This window comes from Tateyamaria armeniaca (assembly GCF_045797845.1).
Classification (GTDB): Bacteria; Pseudomonadota; Alphaproteobacteria; order Rhodobacterales; family Rhodobacteraceae; genus Tateyamaria; species Tateyamaria armeniaca.
Window position 1 is genome coordinate 615,977 of the sequence record NZ_JBHDIY010000002.1, and the last position, 23,212, is coordinate 639,188.

20 protein-coding genes and 1 pseudogene are annotated in these 23,212 nt (G+C 61.8%); 14 read left to right on the plus strand and 7 right to left on the minus strand.

All coding sequences use genetic code 11. The annotated features are described in order from the left end of the window. Positions 1–5: 5 nt before the first annotated feature. Positions 6–1,328 carry a glutamate--tRNA ligase gene (gltX, locus tag ACERZ8_RS03105; RefSeq protein WP_407590654.1) on the minus strand — a complete coding sequence of 441 codons (1,323 nt, stop codon included), beginning with the start codon at positions 1,326–1,328 and terminating at the stop codon, positions 6–8. 69 nt (positions 1,329–1,397) lie between these two features. After that, a complete protein-coding gene (locus ACERZ8_RS03110; RefSeq protein ID WP_407590655.1) occupies positions 1,398–1,826 on the minus strand; it encodes a DUF1801 domain-containing protein in 429 nt (142 codons plus the stop codon). A 99-nt stretch (positions 1,827–1,925) separates the two neighbouring features. Between ACERZ8_RS03110 and ACERZ8_RS03115 the strand changes: the two genes are divergently transcribed. After that, the gene (locus ACERZ8_RS03115) at positions 1,926–2,855 is read left to right on the plus strand and encodes an MBL fold metallo-hydrolase (RefSeq protein ID WP_407590656.1); all 930 of its coding nucleotides are present in this window, start codon (positions 1,926–1,928) and stop codon (positions 2,853–2,855) included. A 36-nt stretch (positions 2,856–2,891) separates the two neighbouring features. On the opposite strand, the gene ACERZ8_RS03120 is transcribed toward ACERZ8_RS03115, so the two are convergent. Both ACERZ8_RS03120 and ACERZ8_RS03125 read right to left on the minus strand, forming a co-directional pair. Next, positions 2,892–3,686, minus strand: coding sequence for an alpha/beta hydrolase family esterase (locus ACERZ8_RS03120; RefSeq protein ID WP_407590657.1), 795 nt, complete (start codon positions 3,684–3,686; stop codon positions 2,892–2,894). A 90-nt stretch (positions 3,687–3,776) separates the two neighbouring features. Further along, positions 3,777–5,435: an NAD+ synthase gene (locus ACERZ8_RS03125; protein WP_407590658.1), complete on the minus strand. Its 1,659-nt coding sequence runs from the start codon at positions 5,433–5,435 to the stop codon at positions 3,777–3,779. A gap of 257 nt (positions 5,436–5,692) precedes the next feature. Here ACERZ8_RS03125 and ACERZ8_RS03130 point away from each other — a divergent pair, with 257 nt between their 5' ends. The 5 genes from ACERZ8_RS03130 (at position 5,693) to ACERZ8_RS03150 (ending at position 10,573) form a co-directional block, all read left to right on the plus strand. After that, positions 5,693–7,126 (plus strand): MORN repeat-containing protein, encoded by a 1,434-nt coding sequence (locus tag ACERZ8_RS03130; protein ID WP_407590659.1) that lies wholly within the window; start codon positions 5,693–5,695, stop codon positions 7,124–7,126. 2 nt (positions 7,127–7,128) lie between these two features. Next, positions 7,129–7,821 carry a hypothetical protein gene (locus ACERZ8_RS03135; RefSeq protein WP_407590661.1) on the plus strand — a complete coding sequence of 231 codons (693 nt, stop codon included), beginning with the start codon at positions 7,129–7,131 and terminating at the stop codon, positions 7,819–7,821. Between the two features lie 280 nt (positions 7,822–8,101). After that, positions 8,102–8,803, plus strand: a complete 702-nt coding sequence (locus ACERZ8_RS03140; protein ID WP_407590662.1) for a VPLPA-CTERM sorting domain-containing protein — start codon at positions 8,102–8,104, stop codon at positions 8,801–8,803. A gap of 218 nt (positions 8,804–9,021) precedes the next feature. Further along, positions 9,022–9,384: a hypothetical protein gene (locus ACERZ8_RS03145; protein WP_407590663.1), complete on the plus strand. Its 363-nt coding sequence runs from the start codon at positions 9,022–9,024 to the stop codon at positions 9,382–9,384. Next, positions 9,377–10,573, plus strand: a complete 1,197-nt coding sequence (locus ACERZ8_RS03150; RefSeq protein ID WP_407590664.1) for an HlyD family secretion protein — start codon at positions 9,377–9,379, stop codon at positions 10,571–10,573. Before ACERZ8_RS03145 ends, ACERZ8_RS03150 begins: the two co-directional genes overlap by 8 nt. Before the next feature lie 28 nt (positions 10,574–10,601). Here the strand turns inward: ACERZ8_RS03150 and ACERZ8_RS03155 are convergent, their stop codons facing one another. The 3 genes from ACERZ8_RS03155 to ACERZ8_RS03165 are packed head-to-tail and all read right to left on the minus strand — an operon-like array spanning position 10,602 to position 14,220. Continuing rightward, positions 10,602–11,975, minus strand: coding sequence for a TrkH family potassium uptake protein (locus ACERZ8_RS03155; RefSeq protein ID WP_407590665.1), 1,374 nt, complete (start codon positions 11,973–11,975; stop codon positions 10,602–10,604). A 59-nt stretch (positions 11,976–12,034) separates the two neighbouring features. Then, entirely contained in the window at positions 12,035–13,564 is a 1,530-nt protein-coding gene (locus ACERZ8_RS03160) for a cryptochrome/photolyase family protein (protein ID WP_407590666.1), read from the minus strand. Next, entirely contained in the window at positions 13,558–14,220 is a 663-nt protein-coding gene (locus ACERZ8_RS03165; RefSeq protein WP_407590667.1) for an SDR family NAD(P)-dependent oxidoreductase, read from the minus strand. The genes ACERZ8_RS03160 and ACERZ8_RS03165 overlap by 7 nt, the downstream gene beginning before the upstream one ends. A 306-nt stretch (positions 14,221–14,526) precedes the next feature. On the opposite strand from ACERZ8_RS03165, the pseudogene ACERZ8_RS03170 reads away from it, so the two are divergent. The 8 genes and pseudogenes from ACERZ8_RS03170 to ACERZ8_RS03205 all read left to right on the plus strand — a co-directional run bounded on the left by ACERZ8_RS03170 (position 14,527) and on the right by ACERZ8_RS03205 (position 23,193). Continuing rightward, a pseudogene (locus ACERZ8_RS03170) lies at positions 14,527–16,097 on the plus strand (2-isopropylmalate synthase). A 68-nt stretch (positions 16,098–16,165) separates the two neighbouring features. Further along, positions 16,166–16,780 carry a VPLPA-CTERM sorting domain-containing protein gene (locus ACERZ8_RS03175; protein ID WP_407590668.1) on the plus strand — a complete coding sequence of 205 codons (615 nt, stop codon included), beginning with the start codon at positions 16,166–16,168 and terminating at the stop codon, positions 16,778–16,780. Positions 16,781–17,011: 231 nt separating this feature from the next. Further along, the gene (locus tag ACERZ8_RS03180) at positions 17,012–18,058 is read left to right on the plus strand and encodes a rod shape-determining protein (protein ID WP_407590669.1); all 1,047 of its coding nucleotides are present in this window, start codon (positions 17,012–17,014) and stop codon (positions 18,056–18,058) included. A 144-nt stretch (positions 18,059–18,202) separates the two neighbouring features. Continuing rightward, positions 18,203–19,102, plus strand: coding sequence for a rod shape-determining protein MreC (gene mreC / locus ACERZ8_RS03185; protein WP_407590670.1), 900 nt, complete (start codon positions 18,203–18,205; stop codon positions 19,100–19,102). Continuing rightward, positions 19,099–19,638, plus strand: coding sequence for a rod shape-determining protein MreD (locus ACERZ8_RS03190; protein ID WP_407590671.1), 540 nt, complete (start codon positions 19,099–19,101; stop codon positions 19,636–19,638). The genes mreC and ACERZ8_RS03190 overlap by 4 nt, the downstream gene beginning before the upstream one ends. Next, the gene (mrdA, locus tag ACERZ8_RS03195) at positions 19,635–21,578 is read left to right on the plus strand and encodes a penicillin-binding protein 2 (RefSeq protein ID WP_407590673.1); all 1,944 of its coding nucleotides are present in this window, start codon (positions 19,635–19,637) and stop codon (positions 21,576–21,578) included. The genes ACERZ8_RS03190 and mrdA overlap by 4 nt, the downstream gene beginning before the upstream one ends. Beyond that, positions 21,575–22,714 carry a rod shape-determining protein RodA gene (gene rodA, locus ACERZ8_RS03200; protein WP_407590674.1) on the plus strand — a complete coding sequence of 380 codons (1,140 nt, stop codon included), beginning with the start codon at positions 21,575–21,577 and terminating at the stop codon, positions 22,712–22,714. Before mrdA ends, rodA begins: the two co-directional genes overlap by 4 nt. A gap of 5 nt (positions 22,715–22,719) precedes the next feature. Continuing rightward, on the plus strand, positions 22,720–23,193 hold the full coding sequence (locus ACERZ8_RS03205; protein ID WP_407590676.1) for a hypothetical protein: 474 nt from the start codon (positions 22,720–22,722) through the stop codon (positions 23,191–23,193). The last annotated feature ends 19 nt before the right edge of the window (positions 23,194–23,212 follow it).

Consider the following 23,212-nt stretch of genomic DNA (forward strand, 5'->3'; position numbering starts at 1 on the left):
GCAGGTCACCGCGCCTTGACCACGTGCAAAAGCGGCATCAGCGCCGCCATATCCGGCCCGTGGGCCTGACCGGTCAGCGCCTTGCGCAACGGCATGAACAACCCACGCCCCTTGCGCCCGGTCGCCTCTTTCACAGCACCTGTCCAGGTCGACCAAGTGTCGGCCTCAAACGGTGCCTCGGGCAACAGCGCGATGGCCTCCGCGACAAAGGCACGGTCCTCGTCCTCGATCACCGGGTCCGCGCCATCGCGGCACAGTGCCCACCACGCCTCCAGATCGTTCAGCGTCTCGATGTTGTCGCGCATCACTGTCCAGAACGCTGACGCCTTGTCGGCAGGCACACCGATGGCTTCGATGCGATCAGCAACCGCCTCAAGCGGCAGGGATTGCAGATAGCGCCCGGTCAGGGGGAACAGGTCTGCGGCGTCGAACTTGGTCGGGGCCGAGCCAAAGCGCGACAGATCGAACCCCTCGATCAGATCGGCCATGTCAGTGCGCAGCTCAATCGGGTCGGACGACCCAAGACGGGCCATCAGCGACAGCAGCGCCATCGGCTCCACCCCCCGTTCGCGCAGATCGCGCAACGCCAGCGTGCCAAGGCGCTTGGACAGCGCCTCGCCCTGCGGGCCGGTCAGCAGCGAGTGGTGCGCGAAGTTGGGCGGCGTGCCACCCAGCGCCTCGATGATCTGGATTTGAGTCGCGGTGTTGGTCACGTGGTCCGATCCGCGCACCACATCCGTCACTCCCATTTCGACGTCATCCACGACCGACGCGATGGTATAAAGCACCTGACCGTCCTGACGGATCAGGACAGGATCAGACACCGACGCTGCATCGATGCTGATATCGCCCAGGATGCCATCGTCCCACTCGATACGCTGCTGGTCCAGCTTGAAGCGCCACACACCGGTGCCACGCTCGGCGCGCAGCGCGTCTTTTTCCGCTTCGCTCAAGGCTAGGGCAGCGCGGTCATAGACCGGCGGCTTGCCCATGTTCAGCTGTTTCTTGCGCTTCAGGTCCAGCTCGGTCGGCGTCTCGAACGCCTCGTAGAACCGGCCATTGGCGCGCAGTTGCGCGGCAGCGTCATGATAGCGGTCCAGCCGCTCGGACTGGCGTTCGACCCTGTCCCAATGCAGGCCCAGCCATTCCAGATCGGCCTTCAGCCCATCGACATAATGCTCTTTCGAGCGCTCGGGGTCCGTATCGTCGATCCGCAGGATGAATGTCCCGCCCGCCTTGCGCGCGATCATGTAGTTCATCAGCGCGGTGCGCAGATTTCCGACATGGATGTAGCCTGTGGGGGACGGGGCGAAACGGGTGGTGGTCATGACTGATGCTCTCCGGGCTCTTGGCCCTGCCTTGTCATAGGGGCACTGCCTTGTCCAGTTTTGCGATGCTCAGCGGGTCGCGCGCACCGGCCAATAGGTGCCAAGATCGTTCAGGCCCGCAACGATCAGTTCGGACAGAACGTCCTGATCCACCCGTTCCAGACGGGTGACATACAAACAGGACTTGCCTTTGCTGTGCGGTCCAAGCCGCTCAAGAATGGGTCCGAAATCGGCATATCCCGGCATGATGTAGATCGACAGCTTGGCCTTGCGCGGCGCAAATCCCGTGGCCATCCACGTGCCCGACCGTCCCGAGGCATAGGTGTAGTCATATGCCCCGTAGCCAACGATGCCCCCGGTCCAGACAACAGGCGCAAAACCGGTGGCTTTGCGAAACAGGGCATCAAGGGCAATGGCCTCGTCCCTGCGCCGCTCCGGCTCTACAGTCCGGACCCACGTTTCAAAGGGCGTATCCTCGATCCTGGTCTTTTGGTTCATCACTCCACCCTCAAAAAAATCGATAATTTTTGCGTGAACACCCGTGACTGCGTCAAAATGGCACTATGTCTTGGGTATCTCGCAACAAGGATAACAGCCATGTCGACATCTCCCAAATTCTCTCGCCGCACGGCTTTGATGGGCGCCGCCGCCCTGCCACTGGCCGCCGCAACTGCCACCGCGACCCGTGCCGCCGCCCCGATGCTGGGCGTGGCGCAGGAAAACTTTCGCCGCGTCAAGGTTGGCAGTTTCGAGGTGACCACGCTGCTGGCCGGCACCCGACCTGTCGAAAACCCGCACCAGATATTCGGCCTCAACGTGGATGAAGAGACGTTCAATTCCGTCTCTGCCGCCGAAGGGCTGTCCACGGACGCGGCGCAATTCTTCTTTACGCCCACGCTGGTCAATAACGGGTCCGAACTGGTGCTGTTCGACACGGGTCTACAAGGGGCCGCGACAGTGCAGGCCATTGAATCTGCCGGATATACCGCGGATCAGGTGGACAAGGTCGTGATCACCCACATGCACGGCGACCACATTGGTGGCCTGTCCACCGATGGCACGCCAACCTTCGCCAATGCGGCGTATCTCACCGGCGCTGTCGAATTTGACGCGTGGTCGGGCACCGGCAACGAGAATTTTGACGGCAAGGTGGCCCCGCTGGCCGAGCAGATGACCATGCTTGACGATGGCGGCTCGCCCGCATCAGGCATCACCGCGATGGCCGCCTTCGGGCACACGCCCGGTCACATGGTCTACATGATCGAGGACGGCGGCACGCAACTGGTGATCGGCGCAGATTTCGCCAACCACTATGTCTGGTCGCTGGCCCATCCCGATTGGGAAGTCCGCTTTGACATGGACAAACCCGCCGCCGCCGCGACCCGCAAACGTCTGCTGGACATGATGGCGACAGATCGCACGGCCTTCATCGGCTATCACATGCCGTGGCCGGGTATCGGCTATGTCGAACGCAACGGCGAAGGCGGGTATCGCTACGCCGCGCACAGCTATCAGTTGATGCTGTAACCAGACACGCGTCGGTAGGGCGGGGTGAACCCCGCCTTACACCTTCCCGGCAGCCGCCAATCGCTCCCACGCATAGGCAAGGTAGGACCGGCTGAAACTGTGCCCGCCCTCAAAGGTGCAGAACTCCAGCACATCACCCCGCGCATTGTCCTGGCGCGCGCAATCCATGTCATCGACTGTCACGGTTGTCGCCGCGCCAAACCCGCCCGCAGCGCGGTACATCGCCAGCACATCCACGACATCCCCCTGCTTGGTTGGCCCGATGGGGCGACCCGCCAGCGGCACAGTCCTGTCTGTCGTGCCATGAATGTGAATGACAGATGCAGGCCCGCCACATGACTCTGGCGGCCCCTGCCAGAACGTGCCTGACACCGGCGCAAACCCCGCAAACAGGTCCGGGCGCTGGCAGGCCAGTTCCCACGTGACCATGCCCCCCGCGGAAAAGCCCGACATCATGATCCGATCCGCATCAATTGCAAATCGCGCCACCGCATCCGCAATAACCGCCTCGAAATATGCCATCTCTGCCGCACCAGTCGACTCCATGTCACTTGGCGCGCCCGGAATGTCCCAGTCGTCCCGCTCGGATTTCACCGCGATCAGCGCCAGTCCCATATCCGACACCATGCGGCGCAGGTTCATGTTGCGCATCACCCCGCGCGCAGATCCGCGATAGCCGTGGGCAAAGACGATGGCCCCGACAGGTGCGGCAGCACCATCAGGCATCGCGATGCGGTAGTGACGGTCACCGATTTCGCAATCCGTATCCGGGCCGCACGCAAGTGCTGGTGAGGCAACAAACAGCGCCAAAAGACAAAGGGCAAAACGCATTCGACGTACCTTTCAGGCGGGGCATGAGGACTCCGCCATGGACGGCATCAAAGCCCCCGACACAAGTCACATCCGCGTGTGACCCAGCCGTCAGGACGGCTCGCGCCACTGGTTCACAATGGGATAGCGGCGGTCCAGCCAGAACGCCCCCTTGGTCAGTCGCGCACCGGGCGCAGACTGGAACCGCTTGTATTCACTCAGATAAATCAGCCGTTCAATCTTGCGCGCAGTGTCCGCATCGAACCCGGCGGCCACACAATCGGCAATGGACCCGTTCCGATCCACAAGGATTTCCAGCATCGCGTCCAGATCGGGGTAATCCGGCAGGCTGTCACTGTCCTTCTGATCCTCGCGCAACTCGGCGCTCGGGGGTTTGGTGATGATGCGATCCGGGATCACCTCGCCCGCATTGCCCATCATCCAGTCACGGTGGTTGGCATTGCGCCAGCGGCACGTCTCAAACACGCGGGTCTTGTAGAGGTCCTTGATCGGGTTGTAGCCCCCGGCCATGTCGCCATAGATCGTGGCATAACCCACCGCGACTTCCGACTTGTTGCCAGTGGTCAGCAGCATCTCGCCAAACTTGTTGGACATCGCCATCAGCAACAGCCCGCGAATGCGGCTCTGAATGTTTTCTTCGGTCAGGTCGGCCTCAAGACCCTCGAACAGGGGGGCAAGGGTATCGGTCACCGCTGCCCGCGTGTCTGAAATCGGCACATAATCATAGCGGCATCCCAATGCCTTGGCGCAGGCCTCCGCATCCTCCAGCGAATGGGACGACGTGTATTCCGATGGCAGCATGACGCAGCGCACATTGTCCGGGCCCAGCGCGTCTGCGGCAATCGTGGCCACAAGGGCGGAGTCCACCCCGCCCGACATGCCCAAAAGCACCTGTTTGAATCCGGTCTTGGCGCAATAGTCGCGCAAGGCCGTGACCATTACCCGGTAATCCTGCTCCCATTCACCAGGGTGATGGGCCTTTTGCCCCTCGACCACGCGCCAGCCCTCGGGGCCACGCGCCAGATCGACATGGGCGATGACCTCGTCAAAGACGGGCAATTGCACGGCCAGCGCCCCACCGGGGTTCAGCGCAAAACTGCCCCCGTCAAACACCTGATCATCCTGCCCGCCCACCATGTTGAGGTAGATCAGCGGCAATCCCGTCTCAACCACGCGGGCAACCATCAGGTTAAGCCGTGTCTCGAACTTGGTTCTGTCATAGGGCGATCCGTTGGGCACAAGAAAGAACTCGGCCCCCGTCTCTTCCAGCGTTTCAGTGACATCCGAATGCCAGGCATCCTCGCAGATCGGCGTGCCGACACGAGTGTTGCCAACAGAATAGGGACCCCCAAGGGGCCCCGCATCAAAAATGCGCACCTCGTCAAACACAGTGTCATTGGGCAGATGATGCTTCAGGACGCGCGACGCGATGCGACCGTTCTTGCAGATGAGGTAGGCGTTGAACAACTCCGCCCCTTCGGCCCACGGACACCCGATGGCGAGCGCCGGACCATCGGCACATTCCTGCGCCAGGGCCTCGACCGCCTGCATGGCAGCGGTGTGAAACGCGGCCTTCATCACCAGATCCTGCGCGTTATAGCCGGTGATAAACATCTCTGGCAGGGCGACAAGATCGGCACCTGCGTCCCGTCCCGCTGCCCATGCCGCGCGGGCCTTGGCAGCGTTCCCGGGAATATCACCAACCGTCGGGTTCATCTGCCCCAGCGTGATGCGGAATGTGTCGGCCATAAGGGCGCTCCTTGAAACTCCGGCGTGATGTAGCAGAAAGCTGGGCCAAGGAAACCCGCACGCCACACGGCGCCTTCTCTGATTTCAAAAAAATCGCGGAGGGAGTCGCGCATGCGACCGGGGCTGGCCCCCGCGATACCCGCCACAGGCGAACCCGGCGGATCATTCGGGCAAGGCCATTGCCCCCCGCCACGCCCTGTCTTACCTTCACACCGCCTGCCGCACCACGGCAGGCCGACGATTCTGAAAGGTTGCCCATGTCTTTGCGCAGTTTGATTTTCTGCCTTGCCCTGTTGCCGGGGGCCGCGCTGGCGCAATCCGACGCGGTGCTGACCAAGCAATATGACGATGGCGGCATCTACGAAGGGACCTTCCGCGGCGGCCTGCAACACGGCCAGGGCACGTACCGGCTGCCCAATGGCTACGAGTACACAGGCGCCTGGGTCGACGGCGAAATCAAGGGCGAGGGCGTCGCCCGCTTTCCCAATGGCTCGGTCTATGAGGGCAGCTTTTCCAAGGGCAAACCCCATGGTTTCGGCAAGATCACCTTTGCCGATGGCGGCACCTATGAGGGCGACTGGGACACCGGGGCCATCGTCGGCAATGGCGTGGCCCTTTACGCCAACGGCGTGCGCTACGAAGGCGCGTTCCGCAATGCCAAGCACCATGGCAAGGGCGTCATGCAATCGCCCGGCGGGTATGAATACAAGGGCGACTGGGTGGACGGCGTCAAACAGGGCATGGGTGTCATCACCTACCCCGATGGCGCGGTCTATGATGGACAGATCGAAAACGGTGTGCGCCAAGGCACCGGCACCCTCACCATGCCCGACGGGCTGGTCTATGTGGGCCTGTGGAACAATGGCCAGATCGATGGCAAAGGCACCCTGACCCAACCCAATGGCGACGTCTACGAAGGTGACCTCGTCTCAGGCCGCCGCGAGGGCAAAGGGCGGGTGACCTACTCCAATGGCGACGTCTACGAGGGGCAGTTTGCCGACGACCGCCGCCACGGACAGGGCACATTCATCGGCAATGACGGCTACACGTATATCGGCCAATGGGTCGAAGGGCAGATCGAAGGGCAAGGTCGCGTGACCTACCCCGACGGCGCAGTCTACGAAGGGGCGTTCAAGGACGACCTTGCCGACGGCGTGGGCAAGATCACCTACACCGATGGCTCCACCTATGAAGGCGACTGGGTTGCAGGCGTGATCGAAGGCACCGGCAAGGCCACCTACCCCAACGGTGTGGTCTACGAAGGCGGGTTCAAGAACGCGCGCAACCACGGCAAGGGCGTGATGACCTATGCCGATGGCTACCGCTATGAAGGCGAATGGCGCGACGGGCAGCGGCACGGGCCGGGCACGGCCACCTATCCCGACGGCACTGTCTACACGGGCGAATTTCTGGACGGGCAGCGCCACGGGCAAGGCAAGATCGTAATGGCCTCGGGCTTTGTCTATGACGGGCAATGGACGCGCGGCGAGATCGACGGCGAAGGCGTGGCGACCTATGCCAACGGCGACATCTACGAGGGCACGTTCAAGAACGGCAAACGGCAGGGCTCCGGCACTATGCGCTATGCCACGGGCGAAGAAGCAACCGGAACCTGGGACAGTGGTGCCCTGAACGATGCGGCGGCCACCGACGATGACACCCCTGAAACAGACCCCCCAAGCGACGGCTGAAAATGCGCGCGCCATGGTGGCTTGCCCTGATCGCAACGGCCAGCCCGGCATGGGCGGACTGGGAATTCATCGACCGCTGGAGCGAGCCAATTCAGGATTTCGAGACGCGCGTGGCCACGACCACCAACGCGGATGGCTACGCGCTGCACCTTTACCGCAACCCGGTCGGGCGGGTCTATGTGCTGATCACTCTGCCGCAAGACAGCCCCGATCTGGCCCTGAGCGGACCAGTGGCGACACTCACGCCCGACGGTTTCGCGGCCAAGGTCATCGAGGCACAGGATGAACGCGGGCGAGTCGTCGAATACGCCATCAGCACCGGGCGCGCTGTGCGTGACCGCCTGTGGCACGGCGAAGGGCAGGCACCCGCCTTTGGCACCTTCCATGATTTGCTAGAGGCACCACGCCTTGACGCAACCCTGACGCTGGAAACCGAAGACATGGTGACAACCTCGTGGACGATGGAGGGTGCCGCAAAACCTATCGCGCAGGCCCTTGGCATATCGATGGGCGGCATCCCGGCCGGGGAAGAATGGGAAGAGGCCGCCGCGCAGGCCCTGTTGGCCGCCATGACCGCCTGCCAGTTCCCGAAACTGGACGTGATTTGCGTGCAGAAAGTGTCAGAGTGCAGCGCACAGATCAGCGACGCGCGGGACATCGACGCCTTTGAAACTTGCCTGGGCGGCGACGGCTAATTCGTCAAAAGACATCGACGACATGCGCGAATCACATGGGGCGAACCGCAATTTAAGGCGCAGAAAACACGGACATAATGCGCCAATACCGGCGGCTCCCCCAAACACTTCGCGTCAGGGGCGAGAAAACCTCCCGCCATGATGGAATTGCACGCGAAATCCGATTTTGACCGGGATCCCGCCGCAGAATGTGTTAATTTTGTGGCCTATTTTTGTGGGGGGTCTTCGGTTGAGACATTTTCTATTTGCAGCGGCTGCATTTGCCGTATCGACGGCAGGTTTGATCGCTGAAAAAGCACACGCCGTCACGATATACTCGGGTTCATACGAAGCAACCAGTGTAACGACGGGGGGCAACGACCACACGGTCTGGCTGCCGGGCCTGTTCAGTGGCGTCGGCGCGTACTGGCAGTTTGCGTCCGGAACCGGCGATTTCGTCGTCGGCGCAGGAAATGCCACGGCGATGCTGGACGGTCGCATCGACAACAACGGCAACTCCAACCTGCAGTTCGATCTGGACATCGATTTGGTCTTGCGCAACCCGAATGCACCGGGCGGCGGTGGCACCAAGGATGGTGGCATTGACGGTGGGTTGACCCCTGCGGAACGCGCAGCACTCAAAAGCACATGGTCTTTCTACGACATACAGTCGGCCACGCTGACAGGGGTCGGCGTGTTGGATGGTCTGGTCATGACAATGATCGGGTTTCCCCAGGCCCCCGGCGATATCCCGTTCCAGCTGGGTGAAAGCGCTAACGACAAAAATCAGGGCCTTGGCGTGTCCGGGTGGTTCAGCTGGCGCATCGACTCGCAAGCCACGAACACAAACTACGTCGCGCGCCCGAATGGATCGTCAAACAGCCATGGTGACATCAACATCAACATTTCTGCCGTGCCATTGCCATCCGCTGGCCTGCTGCTGATCGGAGGTGTCGGTGCACTGGGCGCAATACGCGCCAGACGGAAAAAGAAAGCGGCCTGATCCGCCCCACCATCCCCACAGGAAACGGCCCGCACGACCATGCGGGCCTTTTTCGTGCACGTCGATGCAGCACAGCTATCTTCGCAGCCACGCCGATCAAGGTGTCAACCTGTACGCCGAACGTCGCAAACGCGCTGCCGTATCAGAAGCATTGGACAAACCCGGCCAATTTCAGATAGGCGAAGCACCAGAGACTACCGTAGGTTGGAGGCCCCGACATGGCGACAGAAGGCAGCGCAGCACATAGTGTCCCCGGTTGGTTCGTGGCACCGGGTGAAGGGGACAGCCTCGCCTGGTTTGCGCTGATCCTGCTGGCCCTCGCGCTTTATGGTCTGGTCACGCTTTACGCCGCCTTTGATCGCTGGGCAGAACGGCAATCCGAAGGGACCCCGCTGGCCAAGACGATCCCGACCCTGCTCAGCATCGCGCTGCTTTACGAGATTTTCCCCTTGGGACATTTCAACATCCTGTTGCCCATCGCCGCGATTCTGATTGCGCTGATGGCAGACTGGTCACGCTTCCATCTCAACCGCACCAAACAGGGCGCGGCCACGCCTGCGGACGAGGTGCAGGATGTTTGAACTTCTGCTGACCTCCTTTCCCGTCATCATCCGCTATTTCCAGCTCAAGCGCCGGGGCGAAGTCATGACTGTGTGGAACATGCGCAGCGCCGTCTTCCTTTGGGCTGTCATGGCCTTTGCGCTGTTCCTGACGATTTTCTACTTCCATCCCAAAAGCTATTCCGGCCTGATCCCGTTCCGCACCGTGTCGGTCGTCGCCCAGACCAGCGGCCCGGTGACGTCCGTCAACGTGCTGAACGGCCAGCGCGTGGCTGCAGGCGATCTGTTGTTCGAGATCGAGGACAGCTCGCAGCAGGCCGCCCTATCGCAAGCGCAGGCACAACTGACCAGCGTCGATGCCTCTGAAAACATGGCCCGCGACCAGCTCGTGGTGGCCGAGGCAGGCGTCGCGCAGGCAAGGGCCGAAGTAGACAAGCTGACGGTTGATCTCGAAAACGCCCAGACCCTGCTGGAGCGTAATGTGGGGCGCGCTGACGACGTGCGCGCAACTGAGGCGGCGCTGACCTCGGCCAATGCGAACCTCACTGCGGCGCAAGCGCAGGTCGATCTGGCCCGCCTCACGCTTGCGGAATCGATCCCCGCCCAGCGCAGCGCCGCCGCGGCCGCTCTCGAAGGGGCCGAGGCCAATCTGGCCAAAACCAAGGTGCGCGCCTTTACGGACGGCACAGTCACGCAACTCGCGATGAGCATCGGCAGCCCGGCCTCGCAACTGATCCTGAGCCCGGCGATGGTCATCATCCCGGATCGGGACGCCGATCACCCCGTGCGCGTCACCGCCGGGTTCAGCCAGGTGGCCCGCGCCACACTGTATGACGGTATGCCAGCCGAGGTGGCCTGTGATGCCAACGTCAACCTGTCCTTCCGCAACGCGATTTTGCCCGCGCACATCTCTGTCATCCAACCTGCCATCGCCGCAGGTCAGGTCGTGCCCGGTGGCACCCTGCGCGAACCCAATAACGGGCTCGTGCGCGGCTCGATCCTTGTCTATCTCGAACTGGAACACCCCGAACACGAAGCCATTGCGCTGAATGGCAGCGGGTGCTTGGTGCAGACCTATACGAACAACCTGCCCGGCGTCTTTGGCCACATCATCAGTGCCACCGGCATCGTCAAGGCGGCAGGCCTGCGGCTGAAAGTGTGGGGATCGCTGGTATCTGGCGTGGGTCTGGCAGGCGGCGCGGCGCACTGATCGCACCGCACTGCACACACGCAGGCAATCACGTCACCAGATCGTTTTCCTTCTCTTCCTCGCGGGACTCGTCATGCGCGGCCAAAGCGATGCCAAAGGTCAGGATACCCACCCGGCCTGCGGTCATCAGCACAATGACGATGATCTTGCCCAGATCGCTCAACTCGCCAGTCAGGCCCATGCTCAGCCCCACGGTGCCCATCGCGGACCAGACTTCGAACAACAGGACTTCAAACGCCACATCGGCCTCGGTCAGCGCCAGCAGAAACAGGGCCACAGCCGTCAGCACCAGATAGTAAGACAGCGATGCCGCCGCATTCTGCAGCCGCTTCAACGGTATCTCGCGCTTGAAAAACCGGATGCGATCCCGCCCTTTGAGGGTCGAACGAACCAGTCCGACCAATGCAGCAAATGACGTCGTCTTGAGGCCCCCACCCGTGCCCGCAGGCGACGCCCCGACGATCATCAGGAAGAACAGCACGATCAAAGTGGCAAAAGACAGCGTCGAAATCGGGTGCGTGTTGAACCCAACTGTGGTCGAGGCCGTCATGACCTGAAAGAACGACGCCATCAGCCGCTCGGGCGGGGGCAGCGCCTGCACGCTGGGTTCGATCACAAAGAACAAAAGCGTGCCCACCAGCAGAAACAGCATCGTAATGCGCACGATGACCTTGCTGGTAAACCCAAGGTGACTGGTGCGCCCGGTCAACCCGCGCAACACATCCACAACGATCAAGAATCCCATCGCGCCCAGAATGCTCAGCGCAGACAGAACGAAATTCACACCCACATGATCGCGAAAGCCCATAAAGCTGTCGGAATTCAGGCTGAACCCCGCCGTCGCAAAGGCCGAGATTGAATGGAAAATCGCACTCCAGACCGGATCGGGCACCTCTGCGGCGACAAACATCGGGTAAAGGGCCAGCGCGCCTGCCGTCTCGACCAGCAGCGTGAACAGAACGACCGAGCGCACGAAGTATCCGGGTCGCACGTCCTCGGGCAGGTTGAAGACGTTGCGCGTCGCTTCTTTGCGCACCCGACCCAGACTGTCCGTCACTGAAAGCACGATGAACGTGCCAAGCGTCATATATCCCAGCCCGCCGATCTGGATCAGCAACAGAATGACCAATTCGCCCGCAAAACTGTAGCTGGTTCCGGGGTCAACTGTCACAAGGCCCGTGGTCGACACCGCGGATGTGGCAATGAACAGATTGTCGATGGCCGCCACGGGCACGGCCTGCATCAAGGGCAGCGACAGCAGCGCCCAGCCCAACAGAATGTAGCTCGTATATCCCAGCAACAGCAGTTTGGCCGGGCTGATATTCATCACGGCCATGCGCAAAGACGCCTGCCCGCGCGCAAATCTGCGCCCGACGGTCTGCCGTGTTGTGGGATCAGACATGCAGCCCCTCGTTTCAGATCACATTCTGGACAACGATCTGCGCGCCGTCCGGTTCCCGCTCAAATCACTTCGCCGTTCTGCATCTTGTCCAAAACCTGCTGCGCCTCTCGCAACACGGTTGCGCGCCTGTCCTCATCCATCCGGTCCCACGTGCGGTACATATTGCCCATCCGCGCATTGTTCGAAAACCGGTCCCGGTGCCGATCCAGAAAATGCCAGTAAAGCAGGTTGAACGGGCACGCCCCCTCGCCTGTCTTCACACTGACCTTGTAATGGCAGCCCTTGCAGTAATCTGACATCCGATTGATGTAAGCCCCTGAACTGACATAGGGTTTTGATGCAATCACACCGCCGTCCGCAAATTGCGACATGCCCACGACATTCGGGGCCTCCACCCATTCAAACGCATCCGCATAGACTGCCAGATACCATTCGGACACTTCTGACGGGTCTAGCCCCGCAAGCAGGGCAAAATTGCCGGTGACCATCAAGCGCTGGATGTGATGGGCATAGGCCTGCGTGCCCGTTTGTGCGACGGCCTTGGACACACAGCGCATCCTTGTCTCGCCACCCCAGAAAAACTCCGGCAATTTGCGCTGGTGGTTCAACCCGTTGCGGCGCGGATAATCCGGGCCCTCGTGGAAATAGATGCCGCGCACATATTCCCGCCAGCCGATCACCTGCCGGATGAATCCCTCCGCGGCGTTGATAGGGACATCACCGGCCTTCCACGCCTCTTCCACGGCGCGGCACACCTCCATCGGGTCCAGCAACCCGATGTTCAGATAGGGCGAAACCAGCGCGTGATAGAGGAACTGGTTGTCCGCCAGCATGGCGTCCTGATAATCGCCAAACTTTGCCAGCCCATAACGCACGAAATGCGCCAAGGCGCGACGCGCCTGACCCTGATCGGTGGCAAACCAGAAGGGGCGCAAATCCCCGAAATGATTGCCAAACCGGGCCTCGACCAGATCAAGCACGTCTTCGACCACATCGTCGGGCGTAAACTGCATCGGACCTGAAAAATCGACATCATCGGGGGCCGGTTTGCGGTTGTCGTGATCAAAGTTCCACTTGCCCCCCGCCGGCTGATCGCCTTCCATCAGCAGCCCGGTCTTGCGGCGCATCTCGCGATAGAAATACTCCATCCTCAACGCTTTGCGCCCCTCCGCCCACGCCTCGAATTCCGCATGGCTCGCGATAAACCGATCATCCTCAAGCAGGCGCACATCCAGCGGACAGTCCTCAAGCGCCTCGATCAGACGAAACTCCCCGGGCCGTATGGCAATCACCTCAGATGTGCCAAACTGATCGGCGCGGCGGATCAATTCACCCGGGATCGACTGGGTGTTGTCGGTATCATCCAGCTCTGAATAGGCCACCTGCCATCCGTCATCGCGCAGACGGGCCGCAAATTTGCGCATCGCGGCAAGGATCAGGGCAATCTTCTTGGGGTGATGGGGCACGTAAGACCCCTCCTCGCCCACTTCGGCCATGACGATCACGTCCGATGCCTTGTCCGCCGCATTCAGGGCCGCGATGCTTTCGCTCAACTGGTCGCCAAGGATCAGGATCAGCCGCGCTACCATGGGACAGTCGCACCCGAATAATCAAAAAACTGGCCTGTTTGCGCCGCACTCAACCCTTCCATGACCGATATCAGATTGTCCGCCGCTTCCTGTGGCGACACAGCCGGATGGCGACCCAGGTATTTTTCGGTAAATGCAGTTGCCACGGTGCCCGGATGCAGCGCCACCACCGCCGCCTGTCCATGGCTTCGCGCCAGCTCGATCGCGGATGTATGCACGATCTGGTTCACCGCCGCCTTGGCACTGCGATAACTGATCCAGCCGCCGATCCGGTTGTCCCCGATGGACCCCACGCGTGCTGACAACACGGCCAACACTGCGGGGCGATCACGTGGCAACAGATCGTGGGCATGGGACAGGACCAGGGCCGGTCCAATGGCGTTCAGGGCAAACTGATCCGCCATCGCAACGGGATCAATGCCCCTGATGGTCTTTTCCGGGGCCGCACCCGCAATCTCAAGGGCACCCGTGGCCACCACAACCCGCTCGTAAGGCCCCCGACCGGTCAGATGCATCGCCACCGACCCCGCATCCGTCACATCAAACCCGTCCACCGAGCGTGACAAAAGCTCCACCTCCGCGCCGCGCGCTGCAAACCCATCAGCCAAGGCCGACCCGATCCCGCCCGACGCACCAATAATCAAAACTCTGCTCATCGCCCAGACGTAGACGGCGCAGACGATCCATCAACTTCATCTCGCAAAATAAACTCCCGCTGGAGGCTCCCGCAGGGACCGCTTGGACAATGGCGGGAATTCCGGACTTCCCATTTGCCAAAGGCGCGGTATAACTACGCCCATGACACGCGCCACACATATCCCAACCGCACGCCTTTCGGGCGCGCTTGGCCGTGGCCTCCTGCTCCTAATCCGCCTCTGAGCGCAGCCCGTCGGCGCGCCCGCTCAGAGGATAGCCCGCGCGCCAAAAGGCTTCAGGAACAGACTTCAAAAAGAGATACCAAAATGACCGATACCGACAAATCCCAGGACCGTGTTGTCATCTTCGACACCACGCTGCGCGACGGCGAACAATCCCCCGGCGCCACCATGACCCATGCCGAAAAGCTCGAAATCGCGTCGCTGCTCGATGACATGGGCGTGGACATCATCGAGGCCGGATTTCCCATCGCCTCCGAAGGCGACTTCAACGCCGTCAGCGAAATCGCGAAAAACGCAGCAAACGCCGTGATCTGCGGCCTCGCCCGCGCCCAGATCGGCGATATCGACCGCTGCTGGGAGGCGGTCAAACACGCCAAGCGCCCCCGGATTCACACCTTCATCGGCACCTCGCCCCTGCACCGCGCCATCCCCAACCTGACCATGGACGAAATGGCCGAGCGGATCGAACAGACGGTCAGCCACGCCCGCAACCTCTGTGACAACGTACAGTGGTCGCCCATGGATGCCACGCGCACGGAACTCGACTACCTCTACCGCGTCGTCGAAATCGCGATCAAAGCCGGGGCGACCACCATCAACATCCCCGACACGGTCGGCTACACTGCCCCCGCGAAAGCGCGGACCTGATCGCCAAACTGATCGAAAACGTGCCCGGCGCGGATGAGGTCGTCTTTGCGACCCACTGCCACAACGACCTTGGCATGGCGACGGCCAACTCTCTGGCGGCCGTCGAAGCAGGCGCACGTCAGATCGAATGCACCATCAACGGTCTGGGCGAACGCGCGGGCAACACCGCACTGGAAGAGGTCGTAATGGCCCTCAAGGTGCGCAATGACATCATGCCCTTCCGCACCGGCATCGACTCCACCAAGATCATGAACATCTCGCGCCGTGTGGCGACCGTCAGCGGCTTCCCGGTACAGTTCAACAAGGCCATCGTGGGCAAAAACGCCTTTGCCCATGAATCCGGCATCCACCAGGACGGTATGCTCAAAAACGCCGAAACCTTCGAGATCATGCGGCCCGAAGATGTGGGCCTGTCAGCGACCAACCTCGTCATGGGCAAGCATTCAGGCCGCGCCGCCCTGCGCTCCAAACTCGAAGAACTCGGCTTCGAGCTGGGCGACAACCAGCTCAAGGACGTCTTTGTGCGGTTCAAGGAACTGGCGGACCGGAAGAAGGAAATCTACGAGGATGACCTGATCGCGCTGATGCGCACCACCACCGACCCCGAAGAGGACCGGATCAAGCTGGTCTCGATGCGCGTCGTGTGTGGCACCCACGGACCGCAACAGGCGGACATGGTGCTCGACATCGACGGGACCAGGCATGAGACCACCCAAAATGGCGACGGCCCGGTGGATGCGTCCTTCAACTGCATCAAGGCGCTGGTCGAGCACAACGCGCGCCTGCAACTTTATCAGGTGCACGCTGTGACCGAAGGAACCGACGCGCAGGCCACTGTCTCCGTACGGATGGAAGAAGACGGGCGGATCGTCACCGGCCAGTCGGCGGATACCGACACGGTGGTGGCGAGCACACGGGCCTATATCCACGCGCTCAACCGCCTGCTGGTGCGGCGCGAAAAGACCGGAAGCGACAAGCGCGAGGTCAGCTACAAGGACGTCAGTTGATGTCTTGACGGCATGTGCCGGGGTGGTAACGTCTCGGCACATATCCATTTGATAACAGGTCTAATTTAATGAAATATATTGCAATATCGGCGCTCGTCGCGCTGATCGGCGCCTCTGCTGCCACGGCCAACACAGTCACTGTTCTGGAATCCAATGCACCCGTCGGCAACTATGCCAACGCCTTGGGGGCAAGCGGAAACAACCTCGGCGCAGCGCCTTCAGGCACAACCGCATCCAACGTGATCGGCACGCTCTCGTGCCGCGCTGCCAGCGTTTGCGTCGGCGGACGGGCCGACCCGATTGATGCTTTCTATTTCGAAGTCAGCGCCAATCAGCAGATCACCGAATTGTCGATCTCCGGCACTTTGACGGGCACCCAAGCGCTGCAGTTCATCATCAACGATGTGACCACATCGACGGTGAGCAACCTGTTCACGGGCACAATTGCACCATCAGGCGCGCTGCAAATTCTGTCGACCACCGGCACGCCCATCGGGCCGGGCATCTACAATGTGGGCCTTGGCTTTTTCGGCGATCTGCAGACCGTGAATGACTTCAGCTATGCCTACACGATAAGTTCGACCATTGTCGAAACCAGCCCCGTCCCCCTGCCCGCCAGCCTGCCACTGGCACTTGCCGGGCTTGGTGCACTGGGTCTGATGCGGCGGCGCAAACGCGCCTGACGCGCCGGTCGGTCCATCTGATCAAGGTGGGCAATCTGTCCGCCTGTTCCCATTTTGCAGGCAACCTGCCTTTTGACAGCCTCGCACCGCCATACAGTCATTTGATCGGCACAATGGCGCTTGTAACATGGCGATTCCGGCCTTTAACCCACGCCCGCGCAACCCTATAAGAGCCCGAATTCCACGCACCCCCGAGTCGGGGTGCCAATAAGCATTCGAGGTGCGCAGCAGATGTCGATCTTCGGAAATCTTGGTGGGTTGTTTTCGTCCGACATGGCGATCGACCTCGGCACTGCCAACACGCTTGTCTACGTGAAGGGCAAGGGCGTCGTGCTGTCCGAACCCTCCGTGGTGGCCTACCACATCAAGGACGGCGTGAAAAAAGTGCTGGCGGTCGGCGAAGATGCCAAGCTGATGCTGGGCCGCACGCCCGGCAGCATCGAGGCGATCCGCCCCATGCGCGAAGGTGTCATCGCCGACTTCGACACCGCCGAAGAGATGATCAAACACTTCATCCGCAAGGTCCACAAACGCTCGACCTTTTCCAAGCCCAAGATCATCGTCTGCGTCCCCCACGGTGCGACTCCGGTTGAAAAACGCGCCATCCGCCAGTCGGTTCTGTCCGCAGGCGCACGCCGCGCGGGTCTGATTGCCGAACCCATTGCGGCGGCCATCGGTGCGGGCATGCCCATCACCGACCCCACCGGCAACATGGTCGTGGACATCGGCGGCGGGACAACCGAGGTGGCCGTTCTGTCCCTTGGCGACATCGTTTACGCCCGCTCGGTCCGCGTTGGGGGCGACCGTATGGACGAGGCGATCATTTCCTACCTGCGCCGCCAGCAGAACCTTTTGGTGGGTGAAACCACGGCGGAACGGATCAAGACCTCCATCGGCACCGCCCGTATGCCCGATGACGGGCGCGGGACGTCCATGCAGATCCGCGGGCGCGACCTGCTCAATGGAGTGCCCAAGGAAATCGAAGTCACGCAGGCCCAGATCGCCGAGGCGCTGGCCGAACCCGTCCAGCAAATCTGCGAGGCGGTGATGACGGCCCTTGAAACCACTCCGCCCGACCTTGCGGCAGACATCGTGGATCGCGGTGTGATGCTGACGGGTGGCGGCGCGCTTTTGGGTGATCTCGACCTCGCGCTGCGCGAGCAAGCGGGTCTGGCCGTGTCCATCGCGGATGAAAGCCTGAACTGCGTGGCCCTCGGCACCGGCAAGGCGCTGGAATACGAAACCCAGCTGCGCCACGCCATCGATTACGACAGCTAGGGCGCGTTAAGACTCTGCTAACCACGTAAGTATTTGAAATTATTGTGAATGCGAAATGTCCCAGCGTGGGACACCAGGTCACTTGCTATGGATCGGCAAATATCAGACCATCGCATCAACCTGCCCCAACTGAGGTGAGCAATCTTGGCCAAGGACAGCACAAATGTCGACTATACCGGCCCGCTGCGGCGGCTGGTTCTGGCTGTGCTGGTCCTGCTCCTGACGGGCACCTTCCTGCTCTGGCGGATCGACAGCCCCCGCGTCGAAAGGTTCCGCGCGCAGGTCACCGACCAGATCGTGCCGAACCTCGACTGGGCCATGGCCCCGATCACCGGCACCATCAACCTGGCCCGCGATTTTCAAAGCTACCGCCGCATTGTCGAGCAGAACTCCGAACTGAGGCGCGAACTGCGCCAGATGCAAAGCTGGAAAGAGGCGGCACTCCAACTCGAACAGGAAAACGCGCGGCTGCTCGATCTCAACAACGTCCGCCTCGACCCGCGCCTGACATATATCACCGGCGTCGTGCTGGCAGATTCCGGCTCCCCCTTCCGCCAGTCCGTGCTGCTGAACGTGGGCGCGCGCGACGGCATTGTTGAGGGCTGGGCGACCATGGACGGGATCGGCCTTGTGGGCCGGATTTCGGGTGTGGCGCAGAACACGTCCCGCGTGATCATGGTCACCGACGCCTCCAGCCGCATTCCGGCCGTCATCCAACCGTCAGGCCAGCGCGCCATCGTGGCAGGCGACAACTCGGCAGCGCCCCCCATCGACTTTCTGGAAAACCCCGACCTTGTGCGCCCCGGTGACCGGGTTGTGACCAGCGGAGATGGCGGCGTCTTTCCCGCCGGGCTGCTGATGGGGCAGGTCGCGGCGGACCCCGGTGGGCGGCTGCGCGTGCGGCTCGCGGCGGACTACGAACGGCTCGAATTTCTGCGCGTGCTGCGTCACTATGGCACCGAACCCGTGTCCGACACGACGGACGTTCTGGGCGGCAGCACCGCCGCGCAACTGACCCCCGAATTGACGGAGGTGACGGAATGAACGAACAGGTGTCTTCCCGCCTTTGGACCATGCGGCTGAGCTTTGGGCTGCTCGTGCTCGTCATCCTGTTTCTGCACCTGTTGCCGCTGCAAACCGGGGGCGGCGGGTTGATCTGGCCGGACTTCGTTCTGTGTTTTGCGCTGGCCTGGTCTGTGCGACGGCCCGAATTCGTGCCTGCTATCCTGCTTGCGGCCATGTTCCTGCTGTCCGATCTACTTTTGCAACGCCCGCCGGGTCTGTGGGCCGTTCTGGCCCTGATTGCCTGTGAACAGATGAAAGGGCAGTCGCGCGCGCTGCGTGATGCCCCGGTCGCAACCGAATTCGTATCGGTTGGAATTTGGATCGTGGGCGTGGGCATCGCGTACCAGATCATCCTGGCGATCATGCTGGTGGACGGCACGCCGATGATACCGGCGCTGATCCAGATCGTGGTCACGGTTCTGGCCTATCCGCTGGTCGTGGCGATCACCCACGGCATCATGGGCGTGCGCAAGGCCGCCCCGAACGAGTTGGGCGGCAAGGGGTTTGGCTCATGAAACGGCCCCGCATCGATGCCGAAGCCAGCCACCGTCTGATCACGCGCCGCGCAGCCATTCTGGGCGGCGTGCAACTGGCCTTTGTCGGGGCGCTCGGCGCACGGATGCAATTCCTGCAGGTGGATCAGGCGGATCAGTTCCGCCTGCTGGCCGAAGAAAACCGGATCAACATCCGTATCATCCCCCCGTCGCGCGGCGAAGTGTTCGACCGCAACGGCGTCGCATTGGCCCGCAATGTGCCCAGTTATCGCATCGTCGTGGTGCGCGAGGATGCAGGCGACGTTGACGAGGTGCTGGAGCGGCTGGCCAAGGTCGTGTCACTTGACGAAGAAGAAGTCGAACGCGCCATGGCCGAGATGAAACGCTCTGCCCCGTTCCTGCCCATCACTGTGGCGGACGAGGTCGCCTGGGAAGATCTGAGCCGTGTGTCGGTCAATGCCCCCGCCCTGCCCGGCGTCACACCCGAAGTCGGTCTGTCGCGCGTCTATCCCTTCGGATCGGACTATGCGCATGTGTTGGGCTATGTGGGCCCGGTCAGCGATTACGACCTTGAACGGCTGGATGACCCGGACCAGTTGCTCCGCATTCCCCGTTTTCAGATCGGCAAGGTCGGAGTAGAGGCCAAGGCCGAGAACCTGCTGCGCGGCAAAGGTGGTGCCAAGCGGGTCGAGGTGAACGCAACCGGTCGCGTGATGCGCGAACTGGATCGACGCGAAGGCACGCCAGGCTCGGATGTGCAACTGACCATCGACTCCAAGTTGCAAAGCTATGTGCAGGCGCGGCTGAGCGGTGAAAGCGCGAGCACGGTCGTCATGGACGTGACCAATGGCGATCTGTTGGCGATCTCCTCCGCGCCAACTTACGATCCCAACCTTTTCGTGCGCGGTATTTCCAGCCGCGATTACAGTGCGCTGACGGAAAACAAGTACCGCCCGCTGGCCTCCAAGACCGTGCAAGGCATCTATCCGCCTGGGTCGACCTTCAAGATGATCACGGCCATGGCGGCACTCGAGGAAGGGCTGATCGGCCCCGATGACACCGTCTATTGCCCCGGCCATCTTGAGGTGTCGGGGCGGCGCTTTCACTGCTGGAAACGGGCAGGCCACGGCTGGGTGAACCTGCAGAACTCGCTCAAGCAGTCCTGCGACGTCTACTATTACGATCTGGCGGTGAAGGTCGGGATCGAAAAGATTTCCGCCATGGCCAACCGCTTTGGTCTGGGCATACGCCACGATGTGCCGATGTCTGCCGTCGCGCAGGGTCTGACGCCAACCAAAGCGTGGAAGACACGCACACACGGACAGGATTGGCGGGTCGGGGACACGGTCAACGCCTCGATTGGGCAGGGCTATATGCTCGCCTCGCCCTTGCAACTCGCGGTCATGGCCGCACGTCTGGCAAGCGGCAACGAGGTGAAACCGCGCCTGATCAAATCCGTCGACGGTATCGAACAGCCCGTGCTTGGCGGCGGCAGCCTTGGTCTGAACGAAAACAACCTGCGCAAGATGCGGCGCGCGATGTTCGACGTCGTGAATGACCGGCGCGGCACGGGATATGGCAGCAGGATCATCGAAGACGGGATGCGCATGGCGGGCAAGACCGGCACCAGCCAGGTCCGCAACATCACAGCCGCCGAACGCGCGCGCGGCGTGACCCGGAACGAGGATCTGCCCTGGGAGCGGCGCGATCACGCCCTGTTCGTCAACTATGCGCCCTACGACAACCCGAAATACGCAGTGGCCGTGGTGGTCGAACATGGCGGCGGCGGCTCGCGTGCTGCGGCGCCCATTGCCCGGGATGTCACGCTTCAGGCCCTGTTCGGTGGCGACCCGCCCCTTGAGGCGTACCCGACCAAAGACCGCGACCGCATCCGGGAACAACAACGCGTGCTGCGCAGCATCCAGCCGCTTGCCAACATAAACGGCAAGGATCAGGCATGAGTTATCTTGAGTACAACGCCAAATACGTGCCCACCGGGCCGCGCAAGATCCTGTATCTGAACTGGCCGCTTGCCCTGCTGCTGGCGGCTGTGGCCGGGGTTGGTTTCCTCATGCTCTACTCGGTCGCCGGTGGGTCATTCAGCCCGTGGGCCGAACCGCAGATGAAGCGGTTTGCGCTTGGGTTTGTGCTGATGATCATGGTGGCCATGGTCCCGGCATGGTTCTGGCGCAACATGGCGTCGGTGGCCTATCTTGGCTCCCTATTGCTGCTTTTGGCGGTGGAATTCTTTGGCTCTGTCGGCATGGGGGCGCAGCGCTGGATCGACCTTGGGTTCATCCGTCTGCAACCGTCCGAGTTGATGAAGGTCACGCTGGTTCTGGTGCTGGCGGCCTATTACGACTGGCTGCCATCCTATCGCAAATCGCGGCCCATCTGGGTGATATTGCCCGTGATCCTGATCCTGATCCCGACGGCACTTGTGCTGCGCCAGCCCGACCTTGGCACATCGATCCTGCTGATGGCCGCAGGCGGCGGGCTGATGTTTCTGGCCGGCGTGCACTGGGCCTATTTCGCGGCGGTTTTCGCCGCCGGTGTCGGCCTGATCACCACTGTACTGCAATCACGCGGCACATCCTGGCAATTGTTGCAGGACTACCAGTTCAGGCGGATCGACACGTTTCTTGATCCTTCCTCTGACCCCCTTGGGGCAGGCTATCACATCACGCAATCCAAGATTGCGCTTGGTTCGGGCGGATGGACCGGGCGGGGGTTCATGCAAGGCACGCAAAGCCGTCTGAATTTCCTGCCGGAAAAGCACACTGACTTTATCTTTACCACGCTGGCCGAGGAATTCGGGTTCATCGGGGCGTTTTCGCTGCTCGCGCTTTATGCGCTGATCATCCTGTTCTGCGTGGTGTCGGCGCTGGCGAACAAGGATCGGTTTTCCTCGCTGCTGACCTTGGGCATCGCGCTCAACTTTTTCCTGTTCTTTGCAGTGAACATGTCGATGGTGATGGGCCTCGCACCCGTTGTCGGCGTGCCCCTGCCGCTGGTCAGTTACGGCGGGTCGGCCATGCTGGTCCTCATGCTCGCCTTCGGTCTGGCGCAAAGCGCGCATGTCCACCGTCCGCGCTGATCCCCATGCATCACCTCGCCCCCTTTGTCCCCCGCCCCGTTCTGCCGCTTGCCCCCATCACCGATCAGGGGTGGACGTTGAAACGCTACGCGATCCTGGCAGACGGGCGCCGCTATGACGACGCCATTGCCGCCGCTGCAACCACAGCAGCGCTGGCCCGGCTGCCGGACCCCGGACCATTGGAAGAGGAGGGCGGCAATCACGGGATTGGGTTCCAGATCATCCACTTTGCCGAAACAGCCGTCGTCGCACCCCTGTTCTACTGGCAGTGGGGCAGTGTGCTGGCCCATTGCGATCAGATGCGCGCGCCATGGGATGCACCAACCGCCTTCGGAACCGGCAAGACCGAGGTCTTTGGCTGCGTGTGGGAAATGGACATCGTCTCCTTCGAGGTGAACGCCTGGCGACGCACGATGCTGAGCGGGCAAGGCGCACCTGAAGCGCGGCTGGCAAACTACCTCGCCACAATGGCCACCTGACGCGGAGCATCAAAGGGGG

Excerpts from the sequence above, each read along its gene's own strand:
- ACERZ8_RS03155 (WP_407590665.1), bottom strand. The coding sequence starts at position 11,975 with ATGTCTGATCCCACAACACGGCAGACCGTCGGGCGCAGATTTGCGCGC.
- ACERZ8_RS03160 (WP_407590666.1), bottom strand. The coding sequence starts at position 13,564 with ATGGTAGCGCGGCTGATCCTGATCCTTGGCGACCAGTTGAGCGAAAGC.
- ACERZ8_RS03125 (WP_407590658.1), bottom strand. The coding sequence starts at position 5,435 with ATGGCCGACACATTCCGCATCACGCTGGGGCAGATGAACCCGACGGTT.
- ACERZ8_RS03175 (WP_407590668.1), top strand. The coding sequence starts at position 16,166 with ATGAAATATATTGCAATATCGGCGCTCGTCGCGCTGATCGGCGCCTCT.
- ACERZ8_RS03205 (WP_407590676.1), top strand. The coding sequence starts at position 22,720 with ATGCATCACCTCGCCCCCTTTGTCCCCCGCCCCGTTCTGCCGCTTGCC.
- ACERZ8_RS03165 (WP_407590667.1), bottom strand. The coding sequence starts at position 14,220 with ATGAGCAGAGTTTTGATTATTGGTGCGTCGGGCGGGATCGGGTCGGCC.
- ACERZ8_RS03115 (WP_407590656.1), top strand. The coding sequence starts at position 1,926 with ATGTCGACATCTCCCAAATTCTCTCGCCGCACGGCTTTGATGGGCGCC.
- ACERZ8_RS03110 (WP_407590655.1), bottom strand. The coding sequence starts at position 1,826 with ATGAACCAAAAGACCAGGATCGAGGATACGCCCTTTGAAACGTGGGTC.
- ACERZ8_RS03190 (WP_407590671.1), top strand. The coding sequence starts at position 19,099 with ATGAACGAACAGGTGTCTTCCCGCCTTTGGACCATGCGGCTGAGCTTT.
- ACERZ8_RS03135 (WP_407590661.1), top strand. The coding sequence starts at position 7,129 with ATGCGCGCGCCATGGTGGCTTGCCCTGATCGCAACGGCCAGCCCGGCA.
- rodA (WP_407590674.1), top strand. The coding sequence starts at position 21,575 with ATGAGTTATCTTGAGTACAACGCCAAATACGTGCCCACCGGGCCGCGC.
- mrdA (WP_407590673.1), top strand. The coding sequence starts at position 19,635 with ATGAAACGGCCCCGCATCGATGCCGAAGCCAGCCACCGTCTGATCACG.
- ACERZ8_RS03180 (WP_407590669.1), top strand. The coding sequence starts at position 17,012 with ATGTCGATCTTCGGAAATCTTGGTGGGTTGTTTTCGTCCGACATGGCG.
- gltX (WP_407590654.1), bottom strand. The coding sequence starts at position 1,328 with ATGACCACCACCCGTTTCGCCCCGTCCCCCACAGGCTACATCCATGTC.
- ACERZ8_RS03120 (WP_407590657.1), bottom strand. The coding sequence starts at position 3,686 with ATGCGTTTTGCCCTTTGTCTTTTGGCGCTGTTTGTTGCCTCACCAGCA.
- ACERZ8_RS03150 (WP_407590664.1), top strand. The coding sequence starts at position 9,377 with ATGTTTGAACTTCTGCTGACCTCCTTTCCCGTCATCATCCGCTATTTC.
- ACERZ8_RS03130 (WP_407590659.1), top strand. The coding sequence starts at position 5,693 with ATGTCTTTGCGCAGTTTGATTTTCTGCCTTGCCCTGTTGCCGGGGGCC.
- ACERZ8_RS03145 (WP_407590663.1), top strand. The coding sequence starts at position 9,022 with ATGGCGACAGAAGGCAGCGCAGCACATAGTGTCCCCGGTTGGTTCGTG.